Source organism: Streptomyces sp. NPDC001515 (genome assembly GCF_053597115.1).
Map to the genome: position 1 here is coordinate 1 of NZ_JBSFHN010000046.1, position 18,115 is coordinate 18,115.

The 18,115-nt window shown below is 73.5% G+C and carries 14 protein-coding genes and 1 riboswitch; of the genes, 6 read left to right on the plus strand and 8 right to left on the minus strand.

Annotated features, from left to right (window positions below):
* Positions 1 to 196 precede the first annotated feature (196 nt).
* Positions 197 to 2,578, plus strand: a complete 2,382-nt coding sequence (locus tag ACWCXC_RS33595) for a glycoside hydrolase family 9 protein (RefSeq protein WP_450891459.1) — start codon at positions 197 to 199, stop codon at positions 2,576 to 2,578.
* A gap of 158 nt (positions 2,579 to 2,736) precedes the next feature.
* Entirely contained in the window at positions 2,737 to 3,951 is a 1,215-nt protein-coding gene (gene manD, locus ACWCXC_RS33600; RefSeq protein WP_450891460.1) for a D-mannonate dehydratase ManD, read from the plus strand.
* A 40-nt stretch (positions 3,952 to 3,991) separates the two neighbouring features.
* Here the strand turns inward: manD and ACWCXC_RS33605 are convergent, their stop codons facing one another.
* Together ACWCXC_RS33605 and ACWCXC_RS33610 are read right to left on the minus strand one after the other, a co-directional pair.
* Complete coding sequence (locus ACWCXC_RS33605; protein ID WP_450891461.1) at positions 3,992 to 5,779, minus strand: ABC transporter ATP-binding protein; 1,788 nt, start codon at positions 5,777 to 5,779, stop codon at positions 3,992 to 3,994.
* Between the two features lie 56 nt (positions 5,780 to 5,835).
* Positions 5,836 to 7,071, minus strand: coding sequence for a benzoate/H(+) symporter BenE family transporter (locus ACWCXC_RS33610; RefSeq protein ID WP_450891462.1), 1,236 nt, complete (start codon positions 7,069 to 7,071; stop codon positions 5,836 to 5,838).
* A 148-nt stretch (positions 7,072 to 7,219) separates the two neighbouring features.
* Here ACWCXC_RS33610 and ACWCXC_RS33615 point away from each other — a divergent pair, with 148 nt between their 5' ends.
* Positions 7,220 to 7,780, plus strand: a complete 561-nt coding sequence (locus ACWCXC_RS33615; RefSeq protein WP_450891463.1) for a helix-turn-helix domain-containing protein — start codon at positions 7,220 to 7,222, stop codon at positions 7,778 to 7,780.
* A gap of 8 nt (positions 7,781 to 7,788) precedes the next feature.
* Here ACWCXC_RS33615 and ACWCXC_RS33620 read toward each other — a convergent pair whose 3' ends face one another.
* The 6 genes from ACWCXC_RS33620 to ACWCXC_RS33645 form a co-directional block, all read right to left on the minus strand.
* A complete protein-coding gene (locus ACWCXC_RS33620) occupies positions 7,789 to 8,568 on the minus strand; it encodes a glutathione S-transferase C-terminal domain-containing protein (RefSeq protein ID WP_450891464.1) in 780 nt (259 codons plus the stop codon).
* Positions 8,569 to 8,788: 220 nt separating this feature from the next.
* Positions 8,789 to 8,854 (minus strand): putative leader peptide, encoded by a 66-nt coding sequence (locus ACWCXC_RS33625; RefSeq protein ID WP_385105800.1) that lies wholly within the window; start codon positions 8,852 to 8,854, stop codon positions 8,789 to 8,791.
* Between the two features lie 37 nt (positions 8,855 to 8,891).
* Positions 8,892 to 9,034, minus strand: a riboswitch (SAM riboswitch).
* A 115-nt stretch (positions 9,035 to 9,149) separates the two neighbouring features.
* Positions 9,150 to 9,740, minus strand: coding sequence for an N-acetylmuramoyl-L-alanine amidase (locus ACWCXC_RS33630; protein ID WP_450891465.1), 591 nt, complete (start codon positions 9,738 to 9,740; stop codon positions 9,150 to 9,152).
* Between the two features lie 218 nt (positions 9,741 to 9,958).
* Positions 9,959 to 11,305: an esterase-like activity of phytase family protein gene (locus tag ACWCXC_RS33635; protein WP_450891466.1), complete on the minus strand. Its 1,347-nt coding sequence runs from the start codon at positions 11,303 to 11,305 to the stop codon at positions 9,959 to 9,961.
* A gap of 220 nt (positions 11,306 to 11,525) precedes the next feature.
* Positions 11,526 to 12,968 (minus strand): SWF or SNF family helicase, encoded by a 1,443-nt coding sequence (locus ACWCXC_RS33640; RefSeq protein ID WP_450891467.1) that lies wholly within the window; start codon positions 12,966 to 12,968, stop codon positions 11,526 to 11,528.
* The gene (locus ACWCXC_RS33645) at positions 12,965 to 15,874 is read right to left on the minus strand and encodes an SNF2-related protein (protein ID WP_450891468.1); all 2,910 of its coding nucleotides are present in this window, start codon (positions 15,872 to 15,874) and stop codon (positions 12,965 to 12,967) included. The genes ACWCXC_RS33640 and ACWCXC_RS33645 overlap by 4 nt, the downstream gene beginning before the upstream one ends.
* Positions 15,875 to 16,127: 253 nt before the next feature.
* On the opposite strand from ACWCXC_RS33645, the gene ACWCXC_RS33650 reads away from it, so the two are divergent.
* From ACWCXC_RS33650 to ACWCXC_RS33660, 3 genes are all read left to right on the plus strand, one after another.
* Positions 16,128 to 17,198 carry a fatty acid desaturase family protein gene (locus ACWCXC_RS33650; protein WP_450891469.1) on the plus strand — a complete coding sequence of 357 codons (1,071 nt, stop codon included), beginning with the start codon at positions 16,128 to 16,130 and terminating at the stop codon, positions 17,196 to 17,198.
* Positions 17,199 to 17,304: 106 nt separating this feature from the next.
* On the plus strand, positions 17,305 to 17,487 hold the full coding sequence (locus ACWCXC_RS33655) for a hypothetical protein (protein WP_450891470.1): 183 nt from the start codon (positions 17,305 to 17,307) through the stop codon (positions 17,485 to 17,487).
* A gap of 17 nt (positions 17,488 to 17,504) precedes the next feature.
* Positions 17,505 to 18,047, plus strand: a complete 543-nt coding sequence (locus ACWCXC_RS33660; protein WP_450891471.1) for an MOSC domain-containing protein — start codon at positions 17,505 to 17,507, stop codon at positions 18,045 to 18,047.
* The last annotated feature ends 68 nt before the right edge of the window (positions 18,048 to 18,115 follow it).

Here is an 18,115-nt window from a genome sequence, read left to right on the forward strand (position 1 = left end):
GTCGGCGCCGTGGTCGAGCCCGACACCGGGAACCTGCGCAACACCCTCATCCAGTGGGACCCGGACAAGGGCCCCGTCGACACGTACGACAAACGTGGGAGCGCTCCCATGAGCCGAGCCCGACCAGATCCCCGCACCGTCACCACCCCACCGACGTCCGGAAGGGACCGTTCCGTTGCGCCTGTTCCCCCTCCCCGTGCCGCGAAGACGACCCCGGCCGTCCGCCGGTCGCCCGTCCCCGCGCCTCCGCCGCCCCGGTGTCGTCGCCACGGTCCTCGCCCTCGGCGCCGGCCTCCTGCTGCCGCTCTCCCTCACCGGCCACGCCTCCGCCGCACCCGCCTTCGCCTACGGCGAGGCGCTCCAGAAGTCGCTGCTCTTCTACGAGGCGCAGCAGTCCGGCACGCTCCCCGACTCCAACCGGGTCGGCTGGCGCGGCGACTCCGCGCTCGACGACGGCAAGGACGTGGGCCTGGACCTGACCGGCGGCTGGTACGACGCCGGCGACCACGTCAAGTTCGGCCTCCCCATGGCCTTCTCCGCCACCATGCTCGCCTGGGGCGGCGTCGAGCAGGAGGACGCGTACGCCGCCTCCGGCCAGCTGACGTACCTGCGGAACAACCTGCGCTTCGTCAACGACTACTTCATCAAGGCGCACCCCGCGCCCGACGTCCTCTACGGACAGGTGGGCAACGGCGGCGAGGACCACAAGTGGTGGGGCCCCGCCGAGGTGATGCCGATGGCGCGGCCCGCCTACAAGATCGACGCGTCCTGCCCCGGCAGCGACCTGGCCGGGCAGACCGCCGCCGCGATGGCCTCCTCCTCGATGGTCTTCGCCGACAGCGATCCGGCGTACGCCGCGAAGCTGCTCACCCACGCCAAGCAGCTGTACTCCTTCGCCGACGCCCACCGCGGCAAGTACAGCGCCTGCATCACCGACGCCCAGGGCTACTACAACTCCTGGAGCGGCTACGCGGACGAGCTGGTCTGGGGCGCGATCTGGCTCTACCGGGCGACCGGCGACGCCGCGTACCTGGCCAAGGCCGAAGCCGCCTACGACGGCCTGTCGACCGAACCGCAGAGCAGCACCCGCTCCTACCGCTGGACCCTGTCCTGGGACGACAGCTCGTACGGCGCCTATGTGCTGCTCGCCCAGCTGACGGGCAAGCAGAAGTACGTCGACGACGCCAACCGCTGGCTCGACTGGTGGACCGTGGGCGTCAACGGGCAGCGGGTGGCCTACTCGCCCGGCGGCCAGGCCGTGCTGGACAGCTGGGGCTCCCTGCGCTACGCCGCCAACACCGCGTTCGTGGCGCTCAGCTACTCCGACTGGCTCACCGGCGACACCGTGCGCAAGGCCCGCTACCACGACTTCGCGGTCCGGCAGATCGACTACGCCCTCGGCGACAACCCGCGCGGATCGAGCTACGTCGTCGGCTTCGGCGAGAACCCGCCGACCAAACCCCACCACCGCACCGCCCACGGTTCCTGGACCGACCAGATGAACAACCCCGTCGAGAGCCGGCACACCCTGTACGGCGCACTGGTCGGCGGACCCAGCGCGGCGAACGACGCGTACACCGACGACCGCGCCAACTACACGAACAACGAGGTCGCGACGGACTACAACGCCGCCTTCACGGGGGCGCTGGCCCGGCTCTACAAGGAGTACGGCGGGGCCCCGCTGGCCGACTTCCCGAAGCCGGAGACCCCCGACGGCCCGGAGACGTCCGTCCAGGCCTCGGTCAATGCCGCGGGCAGCACGTTCACCGAGGTCAAGGCGTACGTCCTCAACCGCTCCGCGTGGCCGGCCCGCGCGCTGACCGACGCCTCCGTGCGCTACTACTTCACGCTGGAGCCGGGCGTCACGCCCGACATGATCAGCCTGACCACCAACTACAACCAGTGCGGCAAGGTGACCGGACCCACCCACGACCAGGGCGACGTCTACCACGTCACGGTGGACTGCTCGGGGACGGACATCGCGCCGGCCGGCCAGTCCGCGTACCGCAAGGAGGTGCAGTTCCGGATCACCTCGGCCGGCGCCTGGAACCCGGCGAACGACTGGTCCTACCCCAGCGCCGCCACGACCCCCGGCACCACCCCGGTCGACGCCCCGCACATGGTCCTGCTGGAAGGCACGGCACCGCAGTGGGGCAGCGCGCCGGACGGCAGCGGACCCGGACCGGACCCCACCACGACGCCCGACCCGACGCCGACGCCCACCCCGACCCCGACGCCCGACCCCACGGGCACCCCCGGACCGGCCGGTTCCTGCGCGGTCACGTACCGGGTGAGCCAGTCCTGGGGCAGCGGCTTCACCGCCGACGTCTCGGTCCGCAACACGGGGACGGCCCCGCTCGACGGCTGGACCCTGGGCTTCGACTTCGGCGGCGGCGAGAAGGTCGCCAACGCCTGGAACGCGACGGTCACCCAGAGCGGAACCCGGGTGACGGCGAAGAACGCCGGGCACAACGGCGCCGTTCCGCCGGGCGGCACCGTCTCGTTCGGCTTCCAGGCCACCGGCGCGCCGGGCGGCGACCCCGACGCCTTCACCCTCAACGGCACGACCTGCGGCTGACGCCGCGCTGGGCTCCGTTCCGGCCCTGCCGGGACGGAGCCCAGCCCCGCCCCGTTCCGGCGGGCGCGGGCGGCCGGGGCACGCTTGATAGCGTGACCGCCACGACGGCGGCACGGGCCGAACGGGGACCGGCCGCCCGCCACCGAAAGAGAACCCGCATGAAGATCGTCGACGCGAAGGTCGTCGTCACCGGCCCCGGACGCAACTTCGTCACCCTGAAGCTGACGACCGACGACGGTCTCACCGGTCTCGGCGACGCCACCCTGAACGGGCGGGAACTGGCGGTGGCCGCTTACCTTACCGAGCACGTGGCGCCCCTGCTCACCGGCCTCGACCCGCACCGCATCGAGGACACCTGGCAGTACCTCTACCGCGGCGCCTACTGGCGGCGCGGCCCGGTGACCATGGCCGCGATCGCCGCCGTCGACGTCGCCCTGTGGGACATCAAGGCGAAGGCCGCCGGCCTGCCGCTCTACCAACTGCTGGGCGGGGCGAGCCGCGAGCGCGTTGCCACGTACGGCCACGCCCACGGCCGGGACATCGCCGAACTCCTCGACTCCGTACGCGCCCGACTGGCCGAGGGCTACCCCGCCGTGCGCATCCAGACCGGCATCCCCGGGCTCAAGGCCGTGTACGGGGTGTACCAGCGGGACGACAGCGGCGCCGCCGTCGCCCACCAGCAGACCCGGCCGCTGGTGGAGGACTGGGACACCGACGCCTACCTGCGCCACACCCCCGCCGTCTTCGAGGCCGTGCGCGCGGAGTTCGGCGCCGGACTGCCGCTCCTGCACGACGCGCACCACCGCCTCACCCCCATCCAGGCCGCCCGGCTCGGCAAGGACCTGGAGCCCTACCGCCCCTTCTGGCTGGAGGACTGCACACCGGCCGAGAACCAGGAGGCGCTGCGCCTGGTCCGCCGGCACACCACGACCCCGCTGGCCGTCGGCGAGGTCTTCAACACGGTGTACGACTACCAGACGCTGATCACCGAGCAGCTGATCGACTACGTGCGCTCCGCCGTCACCCACTTCGGCGGGGTCACCCCGCTGCGCAAGCTCTTCGACTTCGCCGCGCAGTACCAGATCAGGAGCGCCGTCCACGGCCCCGAGGACATCTCGCCGGTCGGCATGGCCGCCGCCGTCCACCTCGATCTGGCGATCCACAACTTCGGCATCCAGGAGTACTCCGGCCACAACGCCCTCACCGAGCGGGTGTTCCGGCACGCCTACACCTTCACCGACGGGCATCTGCACCCCGGCGAGGCGCCCGGCATCGGGGTGGAACTGGACGAGGAACTGGCCGCCGCGCACCCGTATGAGCGGGCCTATCTGCCGGTCAACCGCCTCCGGGACGGCAGCCTCCACGACTGGTGAGCCGCGGCGCCCGCCGTCCCGGCGCGGCCGGTCGAGGGCGTCACGCGGGCTGGAGTCCCGCGTACACCCCGTCCTGGCCGATGAGTTCGGCGTGGGTGCCCACCTCGGCTATCCGGCCGCCCTGCATCGCGACGATGCGGTCGGCGCCCTGGATGGTGGAGAGCCGGTGCGCGACGACGAACACGGTCCGGCCGTGCACCAGCCGGGACAGGGCCTCCTGGACCAGCGCCTCGGAGCGGTTGTCCAGCGCCGAGGTCGCCTCGTCCAGCACGAGCACCCGCGGATCGCGGATCAGCGCGCGGGCGATCGCCAGCCGCTGCTTCTGGCCGCCGGAGAGCCGGGCGCCCCGCTCGCCGACCACCGTGTCCAGGCCCAGCGGCAGCTTCTCCACGAACTCCAGCGCGTTGGCGTCCGCCAGCGCGCGCATCAGCGTCGCCTCGTCGGTGTCGCCCATGCCGTAGGTGACGTTGTCGCGGATGGTGCCCTCGAAGAGGATCGACTCCTGCGGGACGACGGACAGGAACCGCCGGTAGCTGCGCAGGTCCAGTCCGGCCATGTCCGTGCCGTCCAGCAGGATGCGGCCCGAGGTCGGCCGGATGAACCCGATGAGGAGGTTGAGGACGGTGGACTTGCCCGCGCCCGAGGCACCCACCAGCGCGATGGTCTCGCCGGGGCGCGCGGAGAGGGTGAATCCGCTGACGGCGGGCTCCGCGTCGTCGTAGGCGAAGCCGACGTCCTCGAAGTCGATCCGCCCGGTGACGCGGTCGACCTGGGCCTTGCCCGCGTTCTGCTCCAGGTCCGGGGCCTGGAGGACCTCGCCCGCCGAACGGACCGACTCCAGGCCCTTGGTGAGGATCGGGGCCAGCCCAAGCAGCGTCGTCACCGAGCCGGTGAGCACGGTGAAGAAGGCGCTGAGCATGACGACGTCACCGGGGGTGACCGGCATCCAGCCGTGGTAGGCGACGAGCGCGGAACCGGTCAGGCAGAGCACCCCCAGGGTGTTGAGGATGACCCAGGCCAGCGAGCCGAACCGGCCGTTGACCATGTCCAGGCGCAGCCCCGCCACGAAGACCTGGCGCAGCGAGCCGTCCACCCGGCCGAGCGCGGTGCGCTCCAGGCCGTGCGCCCGGGTGATCGGGATCAGCGTCGTCATCTCCCCGACGCGTGAGGAGAGTTGCTCGACCTCGCGGCGGAACGACTCGTTGTGGCTGCGCAGCCGGGAGCGCAGCTTCATCACCAGGAAACCGGCCGCGGGGACGACGACGAGGAAGACCGGAAGGAAGGCCGGGACGCGGACGCCGATGACGACGAGGCCGCCGATCAGCGTGACGACGGCGCCGAGTCCCATGTCCGCGCTCTGCTGCATCATCTGCTCCACCGACTCCACGTCGCGGACCACCTTGGCCTGCAGGACGCTGGAGCTGACCCGGGCGTGGTAGCCGATGGAGAGCTGCTGCATCCGCCGGCAGAGCGCCGAGCGCAGGGTGGTGCCCATGCGCCGGATGCTGCCGCCGAGGCAGCGTACGTACCACTGGTGCAGCGGGTAGTTGATCACCAGGATGAAGAGGAGCACACCGGTGGACTTCCACAGCCCGGACTCCGGTCCGTGCTGCACCACGACGTCCAGGACGGTCGCGGTGATCAGCGGGAGCAGCCAGATCGGGCTGTGCTTGACGACGAAGAGGGCGACCGCGAGGGCGAGCCGCCCCCGGTCCGGCCGCAGGAGATGGCCCAGGGTGCGGACCGGGTTCTCGCCGCGGTAGCGGTGGTCGAGGTGGTCGAAGGGTGCCAGAGGGTCGGAGGAGAGGGGGGAAACCGCTTTCTGCATGGGGTCATCCCATCGCGGTGCCGCAGTGCCGTGCAACCGCGTTCCACGGTTGCCCGCTAGCGGGTAGGCGCCCTGTCCGGTACGGGGCCCGGGGCGGTCGCCCGGCCGGTGCGGTGCGGGCGTCCGGCCGTGGCGACGAGCGTGGTGACCAGGCCGGCCAGCAGCCCCCAGAACGCCGAGCCGATGCCGAGCAGGGTCACCCCGGAGGCGGTGGCGAGGAAGGTCACCACGGCGGCCTCGCGCGAGGAGGGATCGGACAGCGCCGAGACGAGCGACGCCTCGATGGTGGCCAGCAGGCCGATTCCCGCGATGGCCAGGACGAGTTCATGGGGCATCGCGGCCAGGAGCGAGGCGACGGTCGCGCCGAGGAGCCCGACGCAGAGGTAGAAGACACCGGCCCAGACAGCGGCCAGGAAGCGGCGGTCGCGGTCGGGGTGGGCCTCCTCGCCGGTGCAGATGGCGGCCGTGATCGCGGCGAGGTTGAGCCCGAAGGCCCCGAAGGGCGCCAGGACCGCGTTGGCCGCCCCGGTCCAGGTCATCAGCGGGGAGACCGGCACGTCGTAGCCCGAGCCCCGCAGGACGGCGACGCCGGGCAGGTTCTGGGAGGCCATCGTGACCACGAAGAGCGGGGCGCCGACGCTGACGAGGACCTTCCAGTCGAACTCCGGAGCGGTGAACACCGGGGTGGCCAGGGCGAGCCGGACCGTGCCGAGCTTCCAGCCGCCGGTGAAGACCGTGGCCGCCACCCCGGCGGCGAGCGCCACCAGCACCGCGTACCGGGGCAGCAGCCGGCGGGCCAGCAGATACGCCGTGAACATCGGGAACGCGACCGCGAAGCTCCCGTGCATCGTGCTGAACAGCCCGGTGCCGAACCGGAAGAGCACCCCGGCCAGCAGGGCGGCGGCCAGCGGCACCGGTATCCGGCTCATCAGCCGGCTGAACCACCCCGTCACCCCGCTGACCAGGATGAGCAGCCCGGAGAAGACGAACGCGCCGATCGCCTGCGGCATCGAGACCCCGCTCAGACCGGTCGTCAGCAGCGCGGCCCCGGGCGTCGACCACGCGGTCACGACGGGGGCGCGGAAGCGGAGCGACAGTCCGATGCTGGTGCAGGCGAGCCCGATGCCGAGGGCGAGCATCCACGAGGAGAGTTCGCGCTCGTCGGCACCGGCCGCCTTCGCGGCGGTGAAGACCAGGGCGGCGGAGCTGGTGACCCCGACCGTGACGGCGATCAGTCCGGCGGCCACGGCCGAGGGCGGCGCGGCCGAGCGGATACGGGTGAGCGCGAGCATGAGCGTGCCGCTTTCCTGAGTCGGGAGGAGGACCGGGCCCGGCAGGGGGCTCCGCACGGTGTTCCGTATACGGAACGTTCTGTTTGTGGAACACTAGAGAGGCGGGCCGACGCCCGTCAACCGGGAACAGCGGAGCGGGTGCGGGCCGATGGGGCTGAACGAGGACGTGGGGCGCAGGCTCCGGGCGCTGCGGCGCGAGCGGGAGCTGTCCCTGTCGGAGCTGGCCCGCCGGTCCGGCGTGGGCAAGGGGACGCTGTCCGAGCTGGAGAGCGGCTCGCGCAACCCCACCCTGGAGACGCTGTACGCACTGACCACCGCGCTCGGCCTGCCCCTCAGCGCCGCCCTGGCCGAACCGCCCGCGACGGCCGGCCCCGGCCCCGCCCGCACCACGGTGTCCGGCAGCGCGGTCACCGCCGTTCTGCTGGAGCGCTACGAGGACGAGGACGGATCGGCCGTCACCGACGTCTTCCGCGTCAGCATCCGCTCGGGCGCGGTCCAGGAGTCCCGCGCCCATGTCCCCGGGACCCGGGAGAGCCTGATGGTCCTGAGCGGTACCGCCGTCGTCGGCCCGCCGGACGCCACCCGCACCGTCGGTCCCGGTGCGAGCGCGCGGTGGCGGGCCGACGTGCCGCATGTCTACGGCGCGCCCGACGGCGCGGTGGAGGGCGTCCTCTTCGTCCGCTACCCCTCGGCGGCCGAGGCGGGCTGACGCCCCGTTCAGGCGGCGGTGAGCGGCGTCCCGTACGCCCGCCGGAACGCCGGATGCCCGCCGAGCCGGCGGACGTACGCCCGGAGCCGGGGGTGCGCCCCCAGCGCGCCGGAGACGCCCGGCCGGACGAGGGCCGTCCAGAGGTCGACGTCGGCGGCCGTGAGTCCGTCGCCCAGCGCGTACGACCGCAGCGGGAGCCGGCGCTCCAGTGCGTTGAGCACCGCGTCCCGTCCGCCGGGCTCGTCGAGGCCGTGCTCCAGCAGTTCGCGGAGCGCCTCGATGTCGGGGACCAGGGCGGGCGGGGTGAGCGCGGCGGGGCGGTCCGGGCCGTGGCCGGTGAGCGGCCCGGCGAGGTCGCGCAGGATGTCGGGGGTGTGGTTGCTGACGATGCGTCCGCTCCAGCGGTCGCGCAGCGCGGGGACGGTCAGCGGGCCGTCGTAGTGGTGCACCGTCGCCTCGTACGCGCCGCGCAGCGCGGCGAAGCCCTCCGGTGAGGCGGCCGGGTGCGTCAGCAGGGTGGTGGTGACGCCCTGCCCCGGGCCGAGCAGGTCCAGGGTGATCGAGACCCGCAGCGAGCGCGGACAGCCGGCGGACAGGAAGAGTTCGTAGCGGTGCGGCGCGGGATAGAAGCCGCCCGCGAGACCGACGCCGATCCGGCTGAGGAAGCGCGGCGACGCGATGCCCGACGGGGGTCGCAGTCCCGCCGCGCGGGCGGGGGAGAGGGCGGGGGCGGGGGTGCGCGGGGACGTTCCGGTCGTACCGCGGCCGCGCGAGACTGTTTCGGGCATGACTCTCCTGGGGGATGTCCGGAGGACGACGGAGCCGCCGCCGCGTCGTGGGCGGCGGGACGGGAAAAGGACGACCGCGCCCGCGTGAGGGTGCACGGGGCGCACAGGGCCGGCCGGTGGCCGTCCGCTCACGGAGCGGGCCGGCCGGCGCGGGGCGGATCGGCGGCGGTCCGGCCGGCCGGGACGACGGCGGGCCGGGCGGACCCCGGGGCGCGGACGCCTACGAGGCGCTGGCGACGCGCAGCAGATCGATGTGCAGGCGCCTCGTCAATCCGATCCTGGGCAATTCCCACCGGTCCTGCCGTCGGGGCCCGCGGGAGGCGGGGCCGCGCTTGTCCTGTCGCGCCGACAGGACCCGGTCGTCACCCGGAGCACCCCATCGCGGCCGAAGGGTTGCCCGTCAGCGGGCCGGGGCCGATGACCGCGCGGACGGGAACCCGTGCGCGCGGCGCTGACAGTCGTGACCGTCCCCGTCAGTCTCGGCCCGCCCGGTGGCGCCGTCAAGGACACGGTCGCCGCTGTCTCGACTGGTGGTCAGCCGCCCTGCGGGTCAAGGGCGTTCGGAGGTTCGACCGTCGGGGTCAGCCCGCGCTCAGCAGGTTGACCAGCCGGATGTAGCGCACCCAGTCCCAGTGGGTGCCCGGGTCCGTGTGGTCGGAACCCGGCACCTGGGAGTGGGCCAGGATGTGCGCCCGGTCCTTGGGGATGCCGTAGCGGTCGCAGATCGAGGCGGTCAGCAGGGCCGACTTCTCGTACAGGGCGTTCGTGAAGTACGCGGGCCGGTCCACGTACCCCTCGTGCTCGATGCCGATACTGCGGGTGTTGTAGTCCCAGTTCCCCGCGTGCCAGGCGATGTCCTTCTCGCGGACGCACTGGTCGATGTAGCCGTCCGAGGACCGCACCACATAGTGCGCGGACACCTGCTTCGCCGGGTTCTGGAAGATGGCCACGGTGTCGGAGAACGTCTCCTGGGTGACGTGGATGATCACGTACTGGACGGGGTACGCCGAGGGGCGCGAGGAGACCGTGTAGTTGGAGGCCGACGCGGGGGCCCAGTGGGCCGTCGGGTAGTCGGTGTCGCCGGCCTGGGCCGCGCTGGCCCGGACGGATGCGGGAAGCAGCGCCGCGGCGACGGTCGCCGCGGTGCCCTGGATGATCCTTCTGCGGTCCATGTGTGTACTCCTGGCTGTGGGGGGACGGAGGAACACGCTTCGCACGCACGTCCGTTGATCGGAATCGTGTGTTCGATGTCCGGCCGGGGCGGTGTGCGCGCCCACCGTACGGGCGCGGCGCGGGCGGCGGAAGACGGCGCGGCGCGGGAACGGGGGCGTGCGGACGCGACCGGGCCGCCGGGCGGGGAGCCGGGCGGCCCGGGGAAGGCGAGCGGGCGTCAGTGCGCGAGCGGGCGCGGCAGTTCGACCGTCGTCACGGTCGTCCTGATCCCGGAGTCGACCAGCCGCCCCCGCGCGTCGAAGGCGCCGGCCCCGTCCGTCGTCCCGAAGTCGTTGTCGTTGATGAGCGCCAGGGTGCTCCGCCCCGTCACCGCCACGCCCTCGATCTTCCCGGGCACGCCCGGCACCGTCCCCAGATCGACGACGAGGCTCTTGCGGAGCACCGGGACGCCGGAGGCCGCCGGGTCCGCCAACTCCTCGTACGACGGGGAGGCCGCCGGGGCGTCCCAGCGCGATCCCAGGATCCCGGCACCGCGCGGCAGCGTCACGCGGTGCAGCCGCGCCGTGCGGTCGGTGCGCTCCTCGACGAGCAGGGTGTCCCGGCCGATCGCCACGACGGAGGAGACCTTCAGCTCGGAGGTGTCGTCCTCGCCCGGGTCCACGACGCCCACCGGGTCGAAGCGGTAGGCGTATTCGGCGGTGACGGCCTTCTTCTTCGTCGAGAAGCGCAGCAGCCGGATGTTGCGCGAGGACTCGCCGGCGTCCTGGTCGGGGAGCGAGAGCGGGCTCTGGACGGCCATCACCAGATCGCCGCCGGGCAGCAGCGCCAGCCCCTCGAAGCCCCGGTTGGTCTTGCGGTGCAGCAGCACGCCCGGCAGCGCCTCCACCACCGGGTAGCCGGCGCCCCGCAGGTCCAGCCCCTCGGGGACGTAGCGTGCCAGCACCCGCCCCCGCTCCGAGACGTGCACCAGCGACGGCCCGTACTCGTCCACCAGCCAGAACGATCCGTCCGCCGCCCGCACGATGCCCTCGGTGTCCAGCCCGTTCGGGTTGTACGGGAGCGGCGTGCGCGCGTCGTAGGTGTACGGGGCCTCGTCGCGGCCCTTCTGGTTGGACAGGCCCGTGACGGGCGCGCCCGACCGGGTGGTCAGGGGGATCGAGCGCACCACCTCGATCTGTCGGCCCGTCACCCGGATCCGGACGATCGCCGGATCGAACCCGGGCACGGGGAAGGTGCGCCGCTTGGTGCCGTCGACCTTGATCTGGCCGTTGGGGCCCCGGTCCGTGACGGTCCAGTACTCGCCCTTGCGGCCGGCCGGGTAGATGTCGCTGCCGATGCCGCCGAGCAGGACGCCGCGGTCGTCGTCGACCGTCCCGGGCAGCAGGGCGTTGCTGAAGCCGCCGAGCGGGACGGGGCCGAGGGTGGCGCTCGCCGTGACCCGGGCGGTCGTCCCGGGACGGTGGTGATCCTGCGCGCCGGTCGCGGTGCCCGTGGCACCCACCGTGCCGAGCAGGGCGAGCGGCAGCCCGACGGCCAGGGATCGACGGACGACACGCGCGGACATGGGGCCTCCTGAGGGGCAAGGAACGTTTCGCCCGTCAGGTTCCGCGCCGCGCCTCAACGACCGGTGTCATCGAGGTGAACTCCGGGACGGTACGCGGCGACGGGCGGGGGCGGCACCCTGCCCGACGGGTGGGGGTGCCCCGTCCGACCGGCGGGCGGGGCACCCTCTCCGACGGGCGAGAGGGCGGTACTTCGCGCCCCGCCCGCCCCGGCTCCGCTTCTCAGGCGTCGACCGGATCGGTTGCGGCCGCGTCCGCCCACGCCGCCGCCGGATCCTCGTCCGAGGGCCCGGCCGGCATCCAGCGGCCGCCCTCCTTGCGGAACGGATACCAGCGCCCGTCCCGCCCGTAGCGCACCTGCACCGTGCCGTCCGCCGAGGTCCACCGGTTGCGCTCGGCCCGCAGCCGGGGCGCCTCGTCCTCGTCCCAGGCACCGGCGAGACCCGCCCTCGCCCGGGCGAGGGCGGGACCGTCCGGCGTCCACTCCTCGTCGAGCACGGCCAGCGCGGCCGGCCCGCCGTACCGCCAGGCCGCCACCGCCGCCGGCAGCGCGGCGCGCGGCCGGCCGGAACCGGTCGCCAGCCGGTGGGCGATCCACGGCTCCGGCCGGGCCTCGGCCGCCAGCCGCACCGCGTCCTCCCGCGCGGTCGGCGCCGGGGGCACCGGCTGCTGCCCGTGCCCCGCCGACAGCGCCTCCACGAGCATCCGGTGCGCGCGGGCCGCGGCGTCCCGGGCCAGCAGCTCCAACGCCGAGGGGTCCACGCCCGGTTCCGGGTCCGTCTCGGTGTCCAGCGAGGGCGCCGGGCCCGGGGCGTCGGGGACGTCCGGCAGCGGCGGGAGCGGCGGCAGGAGTGCCGCGCCGGCGTACGCCTCGTCCGCCGGGACACCCGGCACGCCGGTGGCGCCGGGGGTGCCGTCCCCGGACTCCCCGCCGGTGTCCGGGCCCCCGGCGGCGTCCGACCCGGTGCGGCCGGCCGCCCGTGCCGCGATCCGCACCTGGAGCTCGTCCAGCAGCCGGCGCTCGCCGCGCCCCCGCAGCAGCAGGAGCACGAACGGGTCCTGGTCCAGCAGCCGGGCCACCTGGTAGCAGAGCGCCGCGGTGTGCGGACAGTGGTCCCAGGCGTCGCAGGTGCACTCCGGGTCGAGATCGCCTATCCCGGGCAGCAGCTCCACCCCTGCCGCCGCCGCGTCCTCGACCAGATGCGGCGGCATCTCCCGGTCCAGGAGGGCGGCGATGTGCCCGGCCCGGTCGACCGCCATGTCCAGGAAGCGGTCCCACTGTTCGTCACTCAACTCCTGAAGAAGCACGTCGCTGCGGTGGCCGCCCGCGTTCCGGTCCCGGACCACCGCGGTGATCCGGCCGGGCCGCACGGACACCGCGCCGACCCGGCCCTCGCGGGCGAACCGGCGGCCCGTCTTGAGCTGCTGGTTGTCCAGCGCCGTGTCCTCCAGCGCCTTCAACCAGGCCCCGCCCCACCAGGAGGTCGCGAAGCCCCGGCCCGGGGCGGGCGGCAGCGGGGCGAAGGTGCGCTCGGGACCCGACGCCGCCCCGCCGGCCGCCTCACCGCCGAACCCGCCGTCCTCGCCGTCGCCGAACTCCTCGTCGTAGCCCTCGCCCTCGAACGGATCGGGCTCGTACCCGTCCTCCGGATATCCGCGTGTCATCGTGCGCCCCCTCGCAGCTCGACCAGATCGGCCAGTTCGGCGTCGCTCAGCTCGGTCAGGGCGCTCTCGCCGGAGCCGAGCACGGCGTCGGCGAGCCCCTGCTTGCGGGCCAGCATGTCCGCGATGCGGTCCTCGATCGTGCCCTCCGCGATCAGCCGGTGCACCTGGACGGGCTGCGTCTGGCCGATGCGGTACGCCCGGTCGGTGGCCTGCGCCTCCACCGCCGGGTTCCACCAGCGGTCGAAGTGCACCACATGCGCCGCCCGGGTCAGGTTGAGACCGGTCCCGGCCGCCTTGAGCGACAGCAGGAAGACCGGAGCCCCGCCCGACTGGAAGCGGTTGACCATCGCCTCGCGCTCCGCCACCGGCGTGCCCCCGTGCAGGAACTGCGTGCTGATGCCGCGCGCCGTCAGATGCCGCTCCAGCAGCCTCGCCATCTGCACGTACTGGGTGAAGACCAGCACCCCCGCGCCCTCCGCGAGCATGGTGTCCAGCAGTTCGTCGAGCAGTTCGACCTTGCCGGAGCGGTCCGCGATCCGGGGCTCCTCCTCCTTGAGGTACTGCGCGGGATGATTGCAGATCTGCTTGAGCGCCGTCAGCAGCTTCACCACCAGCCCGCGCCGCGCCATGCCGTCCGCCTCGGAGATGGCCGCCAGCGTCTCGCGCACCACCGCCTCGTAGAGCCCGGCCTGTTCGGGCGTGAGCGAGACCGCGCGGTCGGTCTCGGTCTTCGGCGGCAGCTCCGGCGCGATGCCGGGGTCGGACTTGCGGCGGCGCAGCAGGAAGGGCCGCACCAGCGCGCCCAGCCGCTCGGCCGCCGCCGGATCGCCGCCCTCCGCCGCCCGCGCGTAGCGGGTGCGGAAGGTGCCGAGCCGGCCCAGCAGGCCCGGTGTGGTCCAGTCGAGGATCGCCCACAGCTCGGAGAGGTTGTTCTCCACGGGCGTTCCGGTGAGGGCGACCCGTGCCTGCGCGCCGATGGTGCGCAGCTGCCGGGCCGTGGCCGAGTACGGGTTCTTCACGTGCTGCGCCTCGTCGGCGACGACCATGCCCCAGCGGACGCCCGAGAGCCGGGGCGCGTCGAGCCGCATCGTGCCGTACGTGGTGAGGACGAAGGCGTCGTCGGCCAGCTCCTCCAGGGTGCGCGAGCCGCCGTGGAAGCGGCGGACCGGGATGCCCGGGGCGAATTTCTCGATCTCCCGCTGCCAGTTGCCCATGAGCGAGGTCGGACAGACCACCAGCGTCGGTCCGGCCGTGCCCTCCAGGGTCCGGCGGTGCAGATGCAGGGCGATCAGCGTGATGGTCTTGCCGAGGCCCATGTCGTCGGCGAGACAGCCGCCGAGCCCGAGCGAGGTCATGGTGTGGAGCCAGTTCAGCCCGCGCAGCTGGTAGTCGCGCAGGGTCGCGGCGAGCGCGGCGGGCTGCCCGACGGCGCTCTCGCCCTCTGGCAGGGCCTCGGGCTCCGCGACCCGCTGCCGCAGCCGCTCCAGCCAGCCCGTCGCCGAGACCTCCACGCGCCGGCCGTCGACCTCGGTGGAACCGGTCAGCACGGCGCCCAGGGCGTCGATCGGGGTGACCTTGCGGTCGTGCGCCTCCCGGGCCCGGCGGGCCTGCTCGGGGTCGATCAGCACCCATTGGTCGCGCAGCCGCACCAGGGGCCGGCCAGCCTCGGCCAGCCGGTCCAGCTCGTCCCGCCCGAGACGCTGACCGCCGAGCGTGAACGACCAGGTGAACGAGAGCAGGGCGTCGGAGGAGAGCAGCGGTGCGGCGTCCGAGGCGTGGAACGCGCGCCCGCCGGCCCGGCGTTCCCCCTCGTCCGGGTCCGCGCCGTCCTCCGCGTCCGAGGGGCCGATCACGCCGCGGGCCGTGAGGGTGCGGGCGAGTTCCCGGGGCCAGTGCACCTGGACCCCCGTGGCGGCGAGCGCGGCCGACGCGGGGCCGAGCAGGCCGGCGATCTCCTCGTCCGCGGGCTCCACGGCGTCCGGCACGGCGGCCGACAGCAGCGGGGCGAGCGGCGGCCAGGCCCGCGCGGCCCGGCGCAGCATGAGGAGCGCGTCCATCCGGGCCCGGGGGCCGAAGGCGGCGGCGGCCGGTCCCGAACCGGCCCAGATCTCGGCCGCGTCGGCGACCAGGGTGGGATCGCCCACGCCGTGGATCTGCGGCACCACGCGGAACGACGGGCCGTGCGCGCCGTCGGATTCCGTTCCGGACCGGTCGAGCCCGGCCACCTCGACGCGCAGGGAGAGGCGTACCCCCGCGTCGTGCACGGCGGCCACATCCGCGAGCCAGGCCCGTTGGCCCGGCGCGTGCTGCGGCTCCTCGGCGGCGAACGCCGGTCCGCCGGCGGCCAGCGGGGCGGCCGGGGTGCGCGGCAGGCCGTCCACCACCGCGTCGAGGAACGCCCGCAGGAGCCGCTCCGGTTCGGGCAGGAGGAGGGGCTGTGCCAGGGCGTCGACCGGGACCGCGTGCGCGGCCGGCGGCATGGACGCGGCCAGGGTGCGGATCCGGGTCTGGTCGTCGGCGGTCAGCGGACCGGCCCGCCAGCTGTCGTGGTCGGTGGCGCTGAGCCCCGGCAACAGCAGCCCGCGCGCCGCGAACTGAAGGGCGAGCAGCCCCGCCGCGCCCCAGAACAGCGCGGCGGGCGAGGCGTGGGAGGCCGTCCGGGCCCGGGTGAGGACGGCGAGCGCGTCACGGACGGGGAGGATCCGGGCCGGTACGGGACGGGGCGCCGCGTCGGGACCGGCCACGGTCAGCTCCTCGACCGTGCCCGGCGCCTCGGGCGGACTGCTGCCGTCCGGGTACCAGAAGGCGACCCGGCCGGTGCGGGCGGGATCCGCCGGCAGGAAGACCACGGAACAGCCGGCCAGCGCGGAGATCTCGGAGAGCGATGCTGCGGGGAGGCGGTGCACAGCGATGGCGGAGTCCTCAAATTTGACTAGTGGAAGGTCGCCGAGGATAGCCCATTGATGAATCCGGCGGAAGATCACCAAGCGTGATCTGCGTCACGTGAAAAAGCCCTCTTTGTCTGCCCGGTGGTGTCAGCCCCCCTACGGACCGAGGGGGCTGGCACCCGGGAACCCCGGGTGGTGGCTCCATGGCTCCGCGGCACCCGCGAATCGTACGTTTTTTCAGGTCGGACAGGACCAGAAGACCGGAGACGCCATGCCTCAGGCCGCGACCATCGCCGTCGTACGACCCCGCGAAGGTGCCCCAGGTACCACGCCTCCCACCAGGGGCCCCGGTGCGGGCAGTGACTTCGCACCACTGCTGCGGGCGGTCAGGGACGAGGGACTCCTCAAGCGGCGCACCGGCTGGTACGCGGCCGGCATCTCCGTCAACCTGCTGGCCCTGGGCGCGGTGCTCACCGGCATCGTCCTCCTCGGCAACACCTGGTGGACCCTGCTGCTCGCGCTTCCCCTGGCCGTCTTCTGGTCGCGCACCGCCTTCTTCGGCCACGACGCCGGACACGCCCAGATCACCGGCGACCGCCGGGTGAGCCGCGTGATCGGCCTGTTCCACGCCAATCTGCTCCTCGGGATGAACGAGGCGTGGTGGAACGACAAGCACGTACGCCATCACGCCCACCCGAACCACGTGGACAAGGACCCGGACGTCGGTGTCGGCGCCCTCGTCTGGACCGCGAAGCAGGCCGCCCAGCGGGAGGGGTTCGCCCGCTGGCTCACCCGCAACCAGGCCCGGCTGTTCTTCCCGATGCTGCTGCTCGAAGGCATCGCCCTCAAGGTCTCCGGCTTCCAGTACCTGCGACACCAGCCCGTCCGCGAACGTGCCCTCTCGGCACTGCTGCTCACCGCGCACCTCGGCCTGTACGCCGCCCTGCTGCTCACGGTCCTGTCCCCGGGCAAGGCCGTCGTCTTCGCCCTCGTGCACCACGCGCTCTTCGGCCTCCACCTCGGCATGTCCTTCGCGCCGAACCACAAGGGCATGAAGATGCCCGACCCCGACGGAGACCGCTGGGGACACCTCCAGCGACAGGTCCTGACCTCGCGCAACGTCCGGGGCGCGGCCCTCACCGACTGGTTCCTCGGCGGACTCAACTACCAGATCGAGCACCACCTCTTCCCGAGCATGCCGCGCCCCCACCTCAGGCGCGCCCAGCCGCTCGTCAGGGCCCACTGCGAAGCGCTCGGCATGCCCTACACGGAGACCGGGCTCATCGAGTCCTACCGGCAGGCCCTGGAGCACATGCACGAGGTCGGCGCCCCGCTGCGGTGACGGGCGGGCACCTCTCCCGGGCTTCACCGCCCCGCGAGGAACCGTGGAGCACGCACAGGCGTTCTCCCATCAGGAGCGGCCGCGGGCCGCGAAGGAGGCGTGGACGATGTCGAACACAGCGAAGATCGCCGTCGGAGGAGTCGTCGTCGCGGTCGTCCTGATGCCGTTCATCGGCTTCTGGCTGTCCCTGCTGGTCCTCGTGGGCGTCCCCGCGATCGCCTACCTGGCCCTGGACCCCGGCCAGCGGCGCAGGCTCCGTAGGATCACCCGTAGGGAAATAGGCCGCTGAGCAAGGGGACCGGCACCGTGAGTGGGACAGTCACCGCCGTGAGCAGGAACGAGACGTACAGCTTCACCAAGCCCAACCGGGACAGCGTGACGCTGCTGACCGGACTGGGAGTGGAGGGGGACGTCCACGCGGGGGTGACCGTCAAACACCGCTCCAGGATCGCCCAGGACCCCACCCGGCCCAATCTCCGCCAGGTCCACCTCATCCACGCGGAGCTGTTCGACGAGCTGCGCGAGGCGGGCTACGAGATCGCCCCCGGGGATCTCGGGGAGAACGTGACCACGCACGGCATCGACCTGCTGGCCCTGCCGGTCGGCACCCGTCTCCGCCTCGGCGCCGAGGCCGTCGTCGAGGTCACCGGGCTGCGCAACCCCTGCCTCCAGATCGACACCTTCCGCACCGGCCTCCTCAAGCGGGTCGTCGGCCGGGACGAGACCGGTGCCGTGGTCCGCAAGGCCGGGATCATGAGCGTGGTCGCCGCCGGCGGTGTCGTCCGGCCCGGCGACCCGATCGAGGTCCGGCTGCCGGCCGAGCCGCACCGCCCGCTGGACCGCGTCTGACCCTCCGTACGCCCGAGGTGCCCCGGACCGGACCGTCCCGGGCACCTCGCGTGTTCCGGACGGCCGGA

Bases quoted from the DNA above. Each gene is read 5' to 3' on its own strand.
- manD (WP_450891460.1), top strand. From the start codon at position 2,737: ATGAAGATCGTCGACGCGAAGGTCGTCGTCACCGGCCCCGGACGCAAC.
- ACWCXC_RS33605 (WP_450891461.1), bottom strand. From the start codon at position 5,779: ATGCAGAAAGCGGTTTCCCCCCTCTCCTCCGACCCTCTGGCACCCTTC.
- ACWCXC_RS33610 (WP_450891462.1), bottom strand. From the start codon at position 7,071: ATGCTCGCGCTCACCCGTATCCGCTCGGCCGCGCCGCCCTCGGCCGTG.
- ACWCXC_RS33615 (WP_450891463.1), top strand. From the start codon at position 7,220: ATGGGGCTGAACGAGGACGTGGGGCGCAGGCTCCGGGCGCTGCGGCGC.
- ACWCXC_RS33620 (WP_450891464.1), bottom strand. From the start codon at position 8,568: ATGCCCGAAACAGTCTCGCGCGGCCGCGGTACGACCGGAACGTCCCCG.
- ACWCXC_RS33630 (WP_450891465.1), bottom strand. From the start codon at position 9,740: ATGGACCGCAGAAGGATCATCCAGGGCACCGCGGCGACCGTCGCCGCG.
- ACWCXC_RS33635 (WP_450891466.1), bottom strand. From the start codon at position 11,305: ATGTCCGCGCGTGTCGTCCGTCGATCCCTGGCCGTCGGGCTGCCGCTC.
- ACWCXC_RS33640 (WP_450891467.1), bottom strand. From the start codon at position 12,968: ATGACACGCGGATATCCGGAGGACGGGTACGAGCCCGATCCGTTCGAG.
- ACWCXC_RS33650 (WP_450891469.1), top strand. From the start codon at position 16,128: ATGCCTCAGGCCGCGACCATCGCCGTCGTACGACCCCGCGAAGGTGCC.
- ACWCXC_RS33655 (WP_450891470.1), top strand. From the start codon at position 17,305: ATGTCGAACACAGCGAAGATCGCCGTCGGAGGAGTCGTCGTCGCGGTC.